The sequence below is a fragment of the Streptomyces sp. NPDC006552 genome (genome assembly GCF_040611655.1).
Classification (GTDB): domain Bacteria; phylum Actinomycetota; class Actinomycetes; order Streptomycetales; family Streptomycetaceae; genus Streptomyces.
Map to the genome: position 1 here is coordinate 1 of NZ_JBEXOS010000108.1, position 15129 is coordinate 15129.

The 15129-nt window shown below is 71.8% G+C and carries 12 protein-coding genes and 1 pseudogene; 5 read left to right on the forward strand and 8 right to left on the reverse strand.

Annotation, left to right across the window (positions count from 1 at the left end; translation table 11 throughout):
• Nucleotides 1-267 (forward strand): DUF742 domain-containing protein (locus ABZY33_RS34545; RefSeq protein WP_356495674.1); only part of this gene is annotated, 267 nt, incomplete at its 5' end.
• 51 nt (nt 268-318) lie between these two features.
• A complete protein-coding gene (locus tag ABZY33_RS34550) occupies nt 319-924 on the forward strand; it encodes an ATP/GTP-binding protein (protein WP_356495675.1) in 606 nt (201 codons plus the stop codon).
• 97 nt (nt 925-1021) lie between these two features.
• On the opposite strand, the gene glpK is transcribed toward ABZY33_RS34550, so the two are convergent.
• The 5 genes and pseudogenes from glpK to ABZY33_RS34575 all read right to left on the reverse strand — a co-directional run bounded on the left by glpK (nt 1022) and on the right by ABZY33_RS34575 (nt 6165).
• Nucleotides 1022-2542: a glycerol kinase GlpK gene (gene glpK, locus ABZY33_RS34555; protein ID WP_356495676.1), complete on the reverse strand. Its 1521-nt coding sequence runs from the start codon at nt 2540-2542 to the stop codon at nt 1022-1024.
• A 117-nt stretch (nt 2543-2659) separates the two neighbouring features.
• A pseudogene (locus tag ABZY33_RS34560) lies at nt 2660-3176 on the reverse strand (aquaporin).
• 384 nt (nt 3177-3560) lie between these two features.
• Nucleotides 3561-4751, reverse strand: coding sequence for a lipid-transfer protein (locus tag ABZY33_RS34565; protein ID WP_356495677.1), 1191 nt, complete (start codon nt 4749-4751; stop codon nt 3561-3563).
• Nucleotides 4748-5206 carry a zinc ribbon domain-containing protein gene (locus tag ABZY33_RS34570; RefSeq protein ID WP_356495678.1) on the reverse strand — a complete coding sequence of 153 codons (459 nt, stop codon included), beginning with the start codon at nt 5204-5206 and terminating at the stop codon, nt 4748-4750. Before ABZY33_RS34570 ends, ABZY33_RS34565 begins: the two co-directional genes overlap by 4 nt.
• A gap of 188 nt (nt 5207-5394) precedes the next feature.
• The gene (locus ABZY33_RS34575) at nt 5395-6165 is read right to left on the reverse strand and encodes a M15 family metallopeptidase (RefSeq protein ID WP_356495685.1); all 771 of its coding nucleotides are present in this window, start codon (nt 6163-6165) and stop codon (nt 5395-5397) included.
• Nucleotides 6166-6273: 108 nt separating this feature from the next.
• Between ABZY33_RS34575 and ABZY33_RS34580 the strand changes: the two genes are divergently transcribed.
• On the forward strand, nt 6274-6810 hold the full coding sequence (locus tag ABZY33_RS34580; RefSeq protein ID WP_356495679.1) for an NUDIX domain-containing protein: 537 nt from the start codon (nt 6274-6276) through the stop codon (nt 6808-6810).
• Here the strand turns inward: ABZY33_RS34580 and ABZY33_RS34585 are convergent.
• Complete coding sequence (locus tag ABZY33_RS34585) at nt 6801-9233, reverse strand: glycoside hydrolase family 31 protein (protein ID WP_356495680.1); 2433 nt, start codon at nt 9231-9233, stop codon at nt 6801-6803. The two genes, ABZY33_RS34580 and ABZY33_RS34585, sit on opposite strands and share 10 nt — an antisense overlap.
• A gap of 214 nt (nt 9234-9447) precedes the next feature.
• On the opposite strand from ABZY33_RS34585, the gene ABZY33_RS34590 reads away from it, so the two are divergent.
• Both ABZY33_RS34590 and ABZY33_RS34595 read left to right on the forward strand, forming a co-directional pair.
• The gene (locus tag ABZY33_RS34590) at nt 9448-11421 is read left to right on the forward strand and encodes an acetoacetate--CoA ligase (RefSeq protein WP_356495681.1); all 1974 of its coding nucleotides are present in this window, start codon (nt 9448-9450) and stop codon (nt 11419-11421) included.
• A gap of 103 nt (nt 11422-11524) precedes the next feature.
• On the forward strand, nt 11525-12430 hold the full coding sequence (locus ABZY33_RS34595; RefSeq protein WP_356495682.1) for a hypothetical protein: 906 nt from the start codon (nt 11525-11527) through the stop codon (nt 12428-12430).
• A 71-nt stretch (nt 12431-12501) separates the two neighbouring features.
• On the opposite strand, the gene ptsP is transcribed toward ABZY33_RS34595, so the two are convergent.
• A complete protein-coding gene (gene ptsP / locus ABZY33_RS34600) occupies nt 12502-14172 on the reverse strand; it encodes a phosphoenolpyruvate--protein phosphotransferase (RefSeq protein WP_356495683.1) in 1671 nt (556 codons plus the stop codon).
• 75 nt (nt 14173-14247) lie between these two features.
• Nucleotides 14248-14697, reverse strand: a complete 450-nt coding sequence (locus ABZY33_RS34605) for a PTS glucose transporter subunit IIA (RefSeq protein ID WP_356495684.1) — start codon at nt 14695-14697, stop codon at nt 14248-14250.
• Between the last annotated feature and the right edge of the window lie 432 nt (nt 14698-15129).

The window sequence follows — 15129 nt, forward strand, 5'->3', positions numbered from 1 at the left end:
GTCGTCGCGGAGTCCCGCGACGACGACCCCGTGGCCGACCAGACCCTGTCGCCGGAGCACGTCGACATCGTCGGGCTCTGCCAGGACGCCCCGCAGTCGGTCGCCGAACTCGCCACGGAACTCGACCTTCCCGTCGGCGTGGTCCGCGTCCTCATCGGCGACCTGGTCGACGACGAGCTGGTGCACGTGACCCGTCCCGTGCCCCCGGCGGAGCTGCCCGACGAAAGCATTCTGCGGGACGTCATCGACGGCCTCCGGGCCCTCTGAGGCGGCCCTGCACCGCACACAGCGACATCAGTGAGGCAGGAGAGACAACCGATGATCTTCGGGCGTTCCGAGCGTGGCAGGGGCCCCGTCGAGCCCGTCACGCTCAAGATCCTGGTGGCCGGCGGATTCGGCGTGGGCAAGACCACGCTCGTCGGCGCGGTCAGCGAGATCAAGCCCTTGCGTACGGAGGAGCTGCTCAGCGAGGCGGGCCGGCCCGTCGACGACACCCAGGGCGTCGAGGGCAAGCACACCACCACGGTGGCCATGGACTTCGGCCGGATCACGGTCCGCCGGGACCTGGTCCTCTACCTTTTCGGCACGCCCGGCCAGGACCGCTTCTGGTTCCTGTGGGACGAACTCGCCACCGGCGCCCTCGGCGCGGTCGTCCTCGCCGACACCCGCCGCCTGGAGGACTGCTTCGCCGCCGTCGACTACTTCGAACGGCGCGCCATCCCCTTCGTGGTGGGCGTCAACTGCTTCGACGGGGCCTCCCGTTACCCCGCCGACTCGGTCCGCCAGGCGCTCGACCTGGATCCCGGCGTCCCCGTCGTCCTGTGCGACGCACGGGAGAAGGACTCCGTGAAGAACGTCCTCATCGGCGTCGTCGAACACGCGGCGGCGACCGCGGCCCGCCGCCGCCAGCCGGCCGTGACCTGACCCGTCTGCGCGGCGCACGCGCGCGGAGGACGCTTTTCCGCTCCTCCGCGCGCGTGTACCCGCGTGCGGGGGCCGCGGCCGGTGCCCGCCCGCGGGCTCAGGCTCCGTCCTCCTCGTGCCAGCCGAAGCTCCTCTCCACCGCCTTGCGCCAGTTGCGGTACTCGCGCTCCCGGACCCTCTCCGCCATCGACGGCGACCACTCGACGTCCCGCCGCCAGTGGGCCTTCAGCTCGTCCAGGTCGCTCCATACTCCGGTGGCGAGCCCGGCGGCGTACGCGGCCCCCAGACACGTCGTCTCGGAGATCCGGGGCCGGATGACGGGCACCCCGAGCACGTCCGCCTGGTGCTGCATCAGGAGGTTGTTCTTCGTCATGCCGCCGTCCACCTTCAGGGTCGTGATCCGCACCCCGGAGTCCTGGTACATCGCGTCGACGACCTCACGGGTCTGCCAGCTCGTCGCCTCCAGGACGGCCCGCGCCAGATGGCCCTTGGTGACGTACCGGGTCAGGCCCGTGACGACACCGCGCGCGTCGGAACGCCAGTACGGCGCGTAGAGACCGGAGAACGCCGGCACGATGTACGCCCCGCCGTTGTCGTCGACGCTCGCCGCCAGCGTCTCGATCTCGTCGGCGCTCTTGATGATGCCGAGCTGGTCACGGAACCACTGGACGAGGGCACCGGTGATCGCGATGGACCCCTCGAGACAGTAGACGGGCGCCTCGGAGCCGATCTTGTACCCCATGGTGGTGAGCAGACCGTTCTTCGAGGGCACCGGCCGGCCCCCCGTGTTGAGCAGCAGGAAGCTCCCCGTGCCGTACGTGTTCTTCGCCGTGCCCGTGTCGTAGCAGGCCTGGCCGAAGACGGCCGCCTGCTGGTCACCCAGGGCGGAGGCGACCGGCACACCGGAGAGCCGGCCCACCGTCGTGCCGTACACCTCGGCCGACGAACGGATCTCCGGCAGGACCGCCTCCGGGACGTTCATCGCCGACAGGATCGAGGAATCCCACTGGAGGGTCTCCAGATCCATCAGCAGGGTGCGTCCGGCGTTGGTGACGTCCGTGACGTGGACGCCGCCGTCGGTGCCGCCGGTGAGGTTCCAGATCAGCCACGAGTCCATCGTGCCGAAGGCGATCTCGCCCCGCTCGGCCCGCGCCCGCAGCCCCGGCACGTGGTCGAGCAGCCAGGCCACCTTCGGCCCGGAGAAGTAGCTGGCCAGCGGGAGCCCGGTGCGGTCGCGGAACCGGTCCTGGCCGTCCGTGCCGCCCAGTTCCTTGCAGAGCGCCGACGTCCGGGTGTCCTGCCAGACGATCGCGTTGTGCACGGGCTTGCCGGTCGCCCGGTCCCACAGGAGCGTCGTCTCGCGCTGGTTGGTGATCCCGAGCGCGCTGAGCTGGTCGGCCCGCAGGCCCGCCTTGGCGATCGCGCCGGCGACCACCGCCTGCACCTTGGACCAGATCTCGCTGGCGTCGTGCTCCACCCAGCCGGGCTTGGGGAAGATCTGCCGGTGCTCGCGCTGGTCGACCGCGACGATCGCGCCGCCCTGGTCGAAGACGATGCACCTGCTGGAGGTCGTTCCCTGGTCGATGGCGGCGACGTACTTCGCGGAGTTGTCGGGCATGGCTACCCTTCGCAAGAAGTCGGTCATGTCATGGGGAAGAAGGCTGCCTGCCGGGCGGAGACGGCCCGTACAGGCGGCCACGGGGAGGCCGCCGGGAGCGGCTCCGAACGTCTCGCCTCAGAACGCCGGATTGCGGATCAGCCCCGCCGACGCCCCGCTGGCCAGCGGTCCGACGACCGCGATGAAGGCGTGACCCCAGTCGGACGTGCCCTTACGGGATCGGCAGGAGCTGGTACACGATCCGCGGACCGAGGCCGCGGTCCGGTTGATCGCGTAGCCGGTGGGCCCGCCGAGCGACAGGCCGATGCCGACGACCACGAGCGCCTGACCAGCACCTGCGTGCCCGACTCGCCGAGCCCCTTGGTCAGCCCGAAGGCGAGGACGGGCAGGACCAGGCCGACCGTCGCGATGATCTCCGTGAGCAGGTTGGCGACCGGGTCGCGGATCCCGGGAAGCGTCGCGAAGGTCCCCGACGTCGGTGTGGGGCCACCCTGGTCGCCCGCGACGGTCGGTGCTTCCTCGGCGCCCTCGGCCCCACGTGTCCGGGAGTGACGGCGGCGCAGACGCCAACGCCGAACAGGCCCAGGGCGGCGGTGCCGATGACCTCACCGACGAAGCTGTCTCCACTGCTCATGGCGGCTCCTAGGCCCATGCCCGGGGCCGTGACCCCGGTCCTCCGTGCAGGATGCGTATCCATGGCTGGGTACGGGCGACTTCGGCCGGCAGGGGGCGTCCCGCGCCCCGCCGGGCCTCCGTGACGAGCGGGCCCGCACAGCCGCCGGCCGTGGGGGAGCGGCCCGGCCTGCCGGAACCCGGCAGGAGTGCCCTCGCGGCCGGCAAGGACCCGCGTGGGTGGTGGGCCGGCATGCGGCGGTGCCGACTGACACCGGAAGTGTTCACCGGGTGTACGGGAGCGTCAAGGTCGCGGACCGCAACGGTTGACCGCCGTCTGTGTCGTCAAGTCCCCGCGCACGTACGTCACTTGGCCGACAAGGGCGACCGGGAGGGGAGCGCGTGATCAGCGCACGGCCACGACCGAGGAGCCGTGCCCGAACAGGCCTTGGTTGGCGGTGATCCCGACCCGGGCCCCGGCCACCTGGCGGGCCCCCGCCGTGCCCCGCAACTGCCAGGTCAGCTCGCACACCTGGGCGATCGCCTGCGCCGGAACCGCCTCCCCGAAGGAGGCGAGCCCGCCGCTCCCGTTCACCGGTATGCGGCCACCGGGCGCCGTGGCACCCTCGCGCAGCAGCTTGGCGCCCTCGCCCGCGCCGCACAGCCCGAGGTCCTCGTACCACTGCAACTCCAGGGCGGTGGACAGGTCGTAGACCTCCGCGAGCGACAGGTCACGCGGGCCGACGCCCGCCTCCTCGTAGGCCGCACGGGCGATCGAGGCACGGAAGGCCTGCCCCGGGGGCTCGGCGCCGGCCGCCGAGTCGGTGGCGATGTCGGGCAGGTCGAGCACGGTGTTCGGATACACCGGGGTCACGGTGGAGACGGCCCGGATGCGGACCGGGTCCGGGGCGCCGTGCCGGCGGGCGAAATCCATGCTGGACAGTACGAGCGCCGCGCCGCCGTCGGAGGTCGCGCAGATGTCGAGCAGCCGCAGCGGATCGGCGACGACGGCGGAGGAGGCGACCTCCTCGGCCGTCACCGCCGCGCGGTAGCGCGCGTAGGGGTTGAGCGCGCCACTCGCCGCGTTCTTCACCTTCACCTGCGCGAAGTCCTCCAGGGTGTCCCCGTGCAGGGCCATCCGGCGCCGTGCGTAGAGCCCGAAGTACGTCGGGTTCGTCGCGCCCAGCACCCGGAAGCGCAGCCAGTCGGGATCATCGGGCCGGTCCCCGCCCGCGGGCCGGAAGAACCCCTTGGGCGCGGCGTCGGCGCCCACCACGAGCACGACGTCCGCCAGCCCCGCGAGGATCTGCGCCCGCGCCGTGCTGATCGCCTGCGCGCCTGAGGCGCACGCCGCGTAGACGCTCGCCACCCGGGCCCCCTGCCAGCCGAGCGCCTTCGCGAACGTCGCCCCGGCCACATACCCCGGATAGCCGCCCCGCACGGTGTCCGCCCCGACGACGGAACCGACCTCCCGCCACTCCAGGCCCGCGTCGGCGAGCGCCTCGCGCGCCGCCGCCGTCCCGTACGCGACGAAACTGCGCCCCCACTTGCCCCACGGGTGCATGCCCGCGCCGAGCACCGCCACGTCCCGCGTCATGCCACCACCCCCGCCGGCCGCCAGTGCCAGGTCGTCCAGGCCGTGCCTGTCTCGTCGTCCCCGTCCTCGCTCAGCACCCCCGGCACCACCTCCACCTCCATGCCGACGTCCAGATCGGCCACGCGGAGCCCCGGAACCCCCTGGCCGAGCACCACGAGTCGCTCTGCCGCCAGCTCCACAGCGATCAACGTGTACGGCTGCCACGGTAGTTCCCGGTCGGAGGCGTACGGGTGGGGCGGCCGGTACCGGGAGTCGGTGTACGACCAGACCCGCCCCCGCCGCGACAGCGGGACCTCGACCAGCTCACCGCCCGCGCAGCCGGGATCGCGGCACCACGCGTCCTCGCGCGGGAAGAACACCGCAGAACACGCCGAGCAGCGGGTCCCCAGCAGACGGAAGTCACTCCCCTCGCCGGTGAACCAACCGCCCACGACGGGTGTACGCGAACGCGCCACAGTTCCTCCCGGACCACCGGACAACGGACAACAGATCTGACGAGTCGTCAGAAGTGTGCCATGGGGTGCGGCTCGCCGTCAGGGGTCCCGGCCGGACTGTGAGAACCATGGAGGCCTCCACTGCGTCCGTCTCATCGGTGAGGGCGTGGCCGGGGCACACGGGGGTGGTCCCAGCCACGCCCTTCGCCTCACCGGCCCGTGAGCGACCTCCTGGAGATGGGAAAGTCGAAGTACGTGTCGGGGAAAAGCTCGGGCTTGTAGGTGTAGTGCCACCACTCCTCAGGCAGGTTGACGAACCCCTGCGCCCCGAGCGCGTCCCGCAGCAGATCCCGATGGGCCCGCTGCACCCCCTCGATGCGCGGGTCGTCCGTGTGCGCGAGCGTGTCGAAGCAGTCGAACCCGGTGCCCATGTCCACGGAGTTGTCCGGGAACCGCTCCTTCTGGGGCCCATAACAGGCCGTGAGCCGCTCCCCGGGCACGTAGGGACGCGTGGGCCGGGCCGGCAGTCTCACCACGGTGAGATCGACCGTGGAGCCTCGGCTGTGCCCCGACTTCTCCGCGATGTAACCGTCCGCGAACAGGCGCGTCTTGTCGACCCTCGGATAGAACTCGGCCTTCATCGTGTGGTCGTCGAGATCCTTCGCCCACCGTACGAAGTGGTCGACCGCCCGCTGCGGGCGATAGCAGTCGTACACCTTCAGGGAGTACCCCTTCCTCAGCAGCCCGCGCTGCGCCCGGTGCAAGGCCTTCGCGGCCGGCTTCGTCAGGATGCACATCGGCTTCCGGTAGCCGTCGATCCGCTCTCCCACGAAGTCGTGCGCCGTGTAGTAGCGGATCTCCTGGAGGATCGTGGGGTCCACGTCGCTGAGCGCCACGAAGTCCGCGGGCGCCTTGGGGTCGGGCGTCGCGAGGACCGTGCCGGGGGCCGCGGCCACGCCGAGGAACGCGGCGACCGTCATGGTGGCGAGTTTCCGGAGCAGGCTGGCTGGTGTCATGGCCCCTGCGTCTATCAGGAGCCACCCCCTCCGGGGAAGACCGCGCACGAGTGATCGGATACAGTCCGCGCCGTGTCAGCAACCACCCATCCCACGATCAATTCCGTTCCGGATTCCCACTGTTCAAGCTGCGGAACCGCCTACGGAACCCAGGCGCTCGGCTGGCCGCGTACGTGCGCGGCGTGTGGCACGGTCGCCTACCGCAACCCGTTGCCCGTCGCCATCGCCCTGCAACCCGTGTACGACACGGCCGGCACCGCCCTGGTCGTGATCACCCGCACCATCGCGCCCGCGCAGGGGGAGGCGGCACTGCCCGGCGGCTTCATCGACGACCGGGAGGACTGGCGGCAGGCCGTCGTCCGCGAGCTGCGGGAGGAGACGGGCATCGACACGGCCGCCCGCGACGTGCGCCTCGTGGACGCCCTAAGCGCCCCCGACGGCCACCTCCTGCTCTTCGGGCTGCTGCCCGAGCGCCCGGCCACCCAGCTGCCCGGCAGCGCCCCCACCGACGAGACCGACGGCTGGCACCTCCTGCGCCGCCCCACCGAACTGGCCTTCCCCCTGCACACCGTGGCCGCCAAGGCGTGGTTCGAAGGCCGCTACATGTGAGCGCCGCGCCCGGTCCGAGACGCCTGAAGGCCGCGTACTCGGACCGGGAACCGCGCCGCGCGGCCACCGGGCTCGCCCTCCTCCTCCACGACCACCCGCCCCTCGTGCCAGCGCGCCCGAACACGCACCATCCCGGGCTCCGCCGGCCCGTCACCCACCTCCAACACCGTCAGACCCCCACCCGTACGACCGGGCTCCGGGGCCCACACCTCCCATGCGACCCCACCGCCCTCACCTCGCACCGGAACCACCGCACCTGCGCGGGCCAGCACCGGAATACGGGACAGGGGAGCATCGACCGTCACCGACCCCGGCCCCTCGAACACCGCCTCGCTCACCGTGTCGTACCACCGCCCCCGGGGCAGCCGCACGGTCCGGTGGACCACACCCGGCTCCAGCACGGGCGCCACCAACAAGCAGTCACCCAACAAGAAGGCGTCCTCGCAGTCCCGCAGAGCACGGTCCTCCGGAGCCGCCCACCACAACGGGCGCACATACGGGGCGCCCGTACGCCGGGCGAGGTACGCGAGCGTCATGAGGTAGGGAAGGAGCCGCCGACGCTCGTTCAACGCCACGCGCGCGTGGTCTCTCAGCCCCTCTGTCCCGTAACCGTCGTCCGCCTCGCCACCGAAAGCTGAAGGCTCCCGGAAAGCCGAGGGCTCCTTGTCGCCTGCTCCTGCCCCCGACCGAGTGCGGAACAGCGGCAAGTAGGCGCCTAGTTGGAACCGGCGCACGGCCAGCTCCACGGAGGCCCCCGGGCCGACTCCGCCCAGGTCGGGCCCCGCATACGGAACCCCGCACAGCCCGAGACCGACCACCACCGACAAGGAGGCCCGCAAACCCGGCCACCCGGGTGCCATCTCTCCCGCCCACGCCCCTCCGTAGCGCTGCATGCCCACCCAGCCGGCACCGGAGGTGACGAACGGCCGCTCATGTGGCTGCAGTTCCGCCAGCGCCTCGTATGCGGCCCGCGCCATACAGAGCGCATAGACGTTATGGGCCTCACGATGATCGCCCCCGGGGCCCTCCAGCGCGTGGCGGGCCGACCGCGGCCACGGCGGAGCCCCGGACCAGGAGGACGCCGACGCATCCAGGTCGTGCCAGAACCCGGAATAACCCCGCGCGAGCCGCTCCTCGTAGAGCCCGCCCCACCACTTGCGGACACCCGGCGCCGTGAAGTCCGGATACGCCGCCTCGTCCGCCCCTGCGCCCACGCGGACCAGACGGCCCGCCGCGTCCCGCACGAAAGCGTCGATCGCCCGCCCGCCCTCGAACACCGGATCACCGCTCGCGACGCGCACCGCGGCATCCACCCCGGACACCAGCCGGACACCGTCGCCCAGCAACTCCGCGGCGAGCTGTGGCACCGACGCAGGCCCCTCAGGACCGTCCGGGAAGGCGTGCCCGGAACCGGGGCCGTCGCCGTCCACATGCACCGCGTCCAGGGGCAGAGAGCGCGCGTTGAAGCCGTCGACGACCCGCCGCACGTCCGAGGCGTCGCCGGCCCCCTGAAGCCGGTGGTGGTGGCCGAGCGCCCACGACGGCGGCACGACCGCCGCTCCCGTCAACCGCGTCCACGTCTGCAGCACCCGCGTGGGCGTGCCCACCACGACCCAGCAGCGCAGCGGGCCGCCCTCCATCCGCAGCTCGCACGCGCCCGGCCGGTCATGCCCCGACCCCGCACCCTCCACGCCCTGCCGCAACGCCACCGAGCCGTCCCACGTGGTGTCGTGGAACACCAGATGCGTCCCCGCGTCGGCGACCACCATCAGCACCGGCATCGTGACCGACGACGAAGCGTCCCCCGGGCCGAGCGCACCGCCCGGACCCGCGTTCCACAAGCGGTAGGTCCCGTCGCGCAACCGCGGGCCGGCGGTCCGCCCTCCGAGCCCGAAGAACCGCGCGTCCGCGGGAAACTCCGACCGCTGCGCCCAGCGCGCCGCGCCACCACGCTCGGGCTCCCACCACCTGGGTGGCAGATCGCGGCGCACCAGCACACCGCCCGGCGTGCACACCCGCACGCCACCCTCGCGCGACACCGCCACGGTCGCCCGCTCGGACACCACCCGCCAGCCGCCGTCCTTGTCCGGCTCCAGAACGGCCCGCGGATCCGCCTCCGGGCCGCTTCCGAGCACTCCGTAGGACGGCGTGGGCCCGGCGTCGTCCCACCCCCAGAACACGGCGCCGCTCACCGTCACCATGATCCGCAGCCGGGACCGCTCGAAACGCACCACACCGCCGCCCGGCCCGGGCTCCGCCACCACCACGCTCCCCGGCACCCGGGCCCGCTCACGTCCCCGGCGCGCCGACTCGGCGGCGTCCGCCCGGCGGCGGCGCCACGAAGCCCGCATGACACGCATCCCCTGGACCGCGCCCACCACGGAAACCGCCTTCACCGCGCGCACCAGGTCACGACCGTTCATGCTGCTCACCCTGCCACCCGGCGCCACGCGCGCGTGGCGCGTTCAACTGCCGTTCATCCGTGGCCACGACACATCTTCACGACCCGGACTGTGTGGCGGACACCCTGGTGTCGCAGTCGATCACATGACATCGTCCTGTCAGCCGCGTCACGCGCACACCCCGGCCCGTGCGCGCCGAGAACGCATACACCGCGTACTTTCCAGGAGCCGCACCATGACCACAGCGAACCCCTCGCCGCTCTGGCAACCCGACCAGCAGCAGATCGCCGACGCGCAGGTCACCCGGTTCCAGGCCTGGGCCGCCGCACAGTACGGAGCACCCGCCGAAGGCGGCTACGAGGCCCTGCACCGCTGGTCGGTCACCGAACTCGAGACCTTCTGGAAAGCCGTCACCGACTGGTTCGACGTGCGCTTCACCCATCCCTACGCGCGCGTGCTGGGCAGCCGCGCGATGCCCGGCGCCGAATGGTTCCCCGAAGCCACCCTGAACTACGCGGCCCACGCCCTGCGCACCGCCGACGACCCCGCGCGCGCGGACAGCCCCGCCATCCTGCACGTGGACGAGACGCACGAGCAGCACACCGTCACCTGGGCCGCACTGCGGCGGCAGGTCGGTTCGCTCGCCGCCGAACTGCGTGCCCGCGGCGTCCGCCCGGGGGACCGCGTCAGCGGCTACCTGCCCAACATCCCGGAAGCCGCGATCGCCTTCCTGGCCACCGCCGCCGTCGGCGCCGTGTGGACCTCGTGCGCCCCCGACTTCGGAGCCCGCAGCGTCCTCGACCGGTTCCGCCAGGTCGAGCCCGTCGTCCTGTTCGCCGTCGACGGCTACCGCTACGGAGGCAAGGAACACGACCGTCGCGACACGGTGGCGGAACTCCGCAGCGAACTGCCTTCCTTGCGCGCCGTGGTGCACATCCCCCTCCTGGGGACAGCGACCCCGGACGGCGCCCTCTCCTGGTCGGACCTCACCGCCGCCGACGTGGCGCCCGTCTACGAAGAGGTGCCTTTCGCCCACCCCCTGTGGGTGCTCTACTCCTCCGGCACGACCGGTCTGCCCAAGGCCATCGTCCAGTCCCAGGGCGGCATCCTCGTCGAGCACCTCAAGCAACTCGGCCTGCACTGCGACCTCGGCCCCGACGACCGGTTCTTCTGGTACACCTCGACCGGCTGGATGATGTGGAACTTCCTCGTCTCCGGCCTGCTCACCGGCACCACGATCGTCACGTACGACGGCAGCCCCGGCTTCCCCGGCACCGGCGCGCAGTGGGCCGTCGCCGAGGCGACGGGCGCCACCCTCTTCGGCACGTCGGCGGCCTACGTCATGGCCTGCCGCAAGGCCGGCGTGCACCCGTCCCGCGACCATGACCTCTCCCGGGTGAAGTGCGTGGCCACGACCGGCTCCCCGCTCCCGCCGGACGGCTTCCGCTGGCTCCACGACGAGGTCCGCCCCGACCTGTGGATCGCCTCGGTCAGCGGTGGCACCGACGTCTGCTCCTGCTTCGCCGGAGCCGTACCCACCCTCCCCGTGTACACCGGCGAACTCCAGGCCCCCGGCCTCGGCACGGATCTACAGGCCTGGGACGCCGACGGCGCCCCGCTCACCGACGAGGTCGGCGAACTCGTCGTCACCCGCCCCATGCCGTCCATGCCCATCCACTTCTGGAACGACCCCGACGGCAGCCGGTACCACGACAGCTACTTCGACACCTACCCCGGAGTCTGGCGCCACGGCGACTGGACCACCGTGACCTCCCGCGGCTCCGTCGTCATCCACGGCCGCTCCGACTCCACCCTCAACCGGCAGGGCGTCCGTATGGGCTCCGCCGACATCTACGAAGCCGTGGAGCGCCTCTCCGAGATCCGCGAGTCCCTCGTCATCGGCGTCGAAGAACCCGACGGCGGTTACTGGATGCCGCTCTTCGTCCACCTCACGCCCGGCGCGGTCCTCGACGACGGCCTGCGCGAGCGCATCAAGCGCACCATCCGCGAGCAGCTCTCCCCGCGCCACGTCCCCGACGAGATCATCGAAGCCCCCGGCGTCCCGCACACCCTCACCGGCAAGCGCATCGAAGTCCCGGTCAAACGCCTGCTCCAGGGCACCCCCTTCGCCAAGGCCGTCAACCCCGGCTCCGTCGACAACCTCGAACTGCTCCGGTTCTACGAGGAGATCGCCCGCAAGCGAGCCTGACGGCGGACCGGCGTCAGGCCGCGCGGGGCCCGGCCCCGAGCCGTTGTCAGTGCCGGTGATTACTCTGAGTGAGCATCGATCGACAGCTCACTCAGGGGGAACCATGACCGACACCCAGCACGGCCGGACCAGCGGCGCCCGGCACATCCTGCGCCGCGAGATCGCGGGCACCCTCGGCCTGGTGGCCGACGAGCACGACTTCACGCAGATGCGCCGCTACCGCAGTTTCACCTTCGACGACCACACGGCGTACCTCCGACAAGTCGAAGCGCTCCTCAAATCCCTCGCCGCGGCGGGTGGCCACACCACGGTCGCCCTCTTCGATCCCGAGGACTACGCGGAGTTCTGCGCGGACACCGGCCTCGAACCCGACACCCCGGCCAGCCGTACCCGCTTCACCGCGGAACTGGCCTCGACCGGCCCCTCCCTGCCGTACGAGGGACAGCCCCTCGCCGACCTCGTCCCGGACCTCGTCGAGGAAGCCGTCCGCCAGGCGACCTGGGAGTACGCCTCCTCCGTTCTCGCCCGTACCGGATCCTGCGCGGTGTGCGGACAGGACATCGGGCGCGCCGCCTTCGCCCGCGCCTCGTACCTGGTGGCCCGAGTGATCGACACCATCGGCGCCGGCCGCCACCACTGGGTGTGCAGTGTGCCCATGGGAAAGCAGATGCTGCTGACGGTGCTCCACATCGACGCCGCCACGGCCGGCACGGTCCGGCTGGAGGAGACCGCGGCGATGGAACTCACCACCCTGCTCGCCCTGGCCCTCGTCACCGGTAACGCCTGCGCGCTGATCGTGCGGACCACGGCGGACGACAGCGACCGCGTCTACGGCTGGCGCCTCAAGGACGAGCGGCTCAGGCAGCTGACCGCTGCGCAGGTCTTCGACGCGTACTGCACCGACGCCGCCTCGGGCGATCTGACGGCGCCGGAGCCCGGCGTCGACTACTGCACCGCACCCGAGGTCCCGGACGCGGCGCCCGAGAACCACCACCGCCACCGCCCCTGACCCCGTACGGAAAGCCCTGAGGGCGCCCCACCCGCAGGTGGAGCGCCCTCAGGAACAGCGGGACCGAGCGGCTACTCGCCGGAGAGCACGGCCTGCGCGGCTGCGCGCGCCTCGTCGGCGGAGTCCGCGGCACGAGCGGCGGCGGCCGCACGCTCGCACTGGGCCAGTGTGTGCTTGCCGAGCGTCGCACGGACGTAGGGGATCGACGCGGCACCCATGGAGAGGGAGGTGACACCCAGACCGGTCAGCACACAGGCCAGCAGCGGGTCCGACGCGGCCTCGCCGCACACGCCACAGCTCTTGCCCTCGGCCTTGGCCGCGTCCGCGGAGAGCGCGACCAGGTCGAGCAGCGCGGGCTGCCACGGGTCCTGGAGTCGCGACACGGCCCCGACCTGGCGGTCGGCGGCGAACGTGTACTGGGCCAGGTCGTTGGTGCCCAGCGAGAGGAACTCGACCTCCTGCAGCACGGAGCGCGCACGCAGAGCGGCGGACGGAATCTCGACCATCGCACCGAACTTGGCCCGCAGACCGGCCGCGCGGCACGCGTCCGCGAACGCCTTGGCGTCGGCACGGTCCGCCACCATCGGGGCCATGACCTCGAGGTAGACCGGCAGCCCCTCCGAGGCCTTCGCCAGCGCGGTCAGCTGCGTGCGCAGCACCTCCGGGTGGTCGAGCAGCGACCGCAGACCACGCACGCCCAGAGCGGGGTTGGGCTCGTCCGCGGGGGTCAGGAAGTCCAGCGGCTTGTCGGCGCCGGCGTCCAGTACCCGCACGACGACACGGCCCTCGGGAAACGCCTCGAGAACCTGGCGGTACGCCTCGACCTGCTTCTCCTCGGAGGGAGCCTGCTTGCTGTCGTCCAGGAAGAGGAACTCGGTGCGGAAGAGACCGACACCCTCCGCGCCCGCGTCGAGGGCCGCGGGGACGTCCGCGGGGCCACCGATGTTGGCGAGCAGGGGCACCTTGTGCCCGTCGGACGTGACACCCGGACCCGAGGAGGCGGACAGGGCGGCCTTGCGCTCTGCGGCCGCGGCCTCCAGCTCGACCCGCTTGTCCTGCGTCGGCTCCACGAAGATCTCGCCGGTGCTGCCGTCGACCGCGACGACGCTGCCCTCGGCCAACTCTCCGGCGCCCGGCAGCGCCACCACGGCGGGCACACCGAGAGCGCGGGCGAGGATGGCGCTGTGGCTGGTCGGCCCGCCTTCCTCCGTCACGAACCCGAGCACCAGCGTGGGATCGAGGAGCGCGGTGTCGGCGGGGGCCAGGTCGCGGGCGATGAGCACGTATGGCTTGTCGCTGTCCGGCACGCCGGGCATCGGCACGCCGAGCAGGCGCGCCACGATGCGGTTCCGCACGTCGTCCAGGTCCGCGACCCGCCCGGCCATGTACTCGCCGGCGCCCGCGAGAAGCTCGCGGTAGTGCGAGAAGGCGTCGTAGATCCCGCGCTCGGCACTGCTGCCCACGGTGATGCGGCGGTCGACGTCGGCGATGAGCTCGGGGTCCTGCGCGATCATGGCCTGGGCCTCGAGCACCGCCTGCGCTTCGCCCCCGGCCAGATTGCCGCGGGCGATCAGGTCGGCCGCGACAGCTTCGACGGCCTGCCGGGCGCGCCCCTGCTCACGCTCGGCCTCCTCCGGCGGGATCTGCTTGGCCGGGGGCTCGAGCACCGCCGTCCCCATGTGCCGAACTTCGCCGATCGCCACGCCGTGGCTCACGCCGACGCCTCGAAGCGTTGTCTCCATCTCACCGTCTCCGCTAGTGCGGCGGACCGAGCCGCCGCGTCGATTGAACTGCCGGCCGTCAGCGACGGCGCCCCGTCACTTCCAGCCGAAGAGAACGTCGCCGACCTTCAGGTCGCCGCTCTCCGCGACGTCCGACAGCGACTCCGCGCTCGCCTCGAGTGCGACGACCGGGCAGACCGGCGACTTACCGGCGGCCTCGACCGCGGCGGGGTTCCAGCGGACCACGGGCTGGCCGCGCTGGACGGTGTCGCCCTTGTTGACGAGCAGTTCGAAGCCTTCACCGTTGAGCTGGACGGTGTCGATACCCAGGTGCGTCAGCACACCGTGGCCCTCCTCGTCGACGACGACGAACGCGTGCGGGTGCAGAGACACGACGATGCCGTTGACGGGAGCGACGGCCTCGGACGGCTCGCGGGCGGGGTCGATGGCGGTGCCGGGGCCGACCATCGCACCGGAGAAGACCGGGTCAGGAACAGCGGAGAGCCCGATGGCGCGTCCTGCAAGAGGGGACGTCACACTGGTCATGGCAAGCCTCCCAGGGGGCGGAGATTCATGGTCGCCGCCCCCATCTGTCCTGGGCGGCGTACTGTTCAGAAGCGTAAGTCATAAAAAGTCCCGGTTCCGCATGAGCGATCCCGGTTGGCGGATGTAGGGGCGCCCGGCAAACGATTTGCGCCGAGGCCCGCCCCCCTGTACTGTCGTACCCCTGCCTGGGGCAGACCGACGCCCAAGAGCGTCCTTCATCCCGGCAGCATCTACCAAGCCACCTTATCTTCGATCGGCTTCTGCATGTCCGCAGCTGCCTGGTCAGATGGTCGAGAAAAGCCTGGTAGAGTTCGGTTCCGCCGAAAGGAAAACGCGAAAAGCGAATTCCTGGAAAGCGGAGCAGGACCCCGAGGAAATCGGATCGGAAAGATCTGATAGAGTCGGAAACGCAAGACCGAAGGGAAGCGCCCG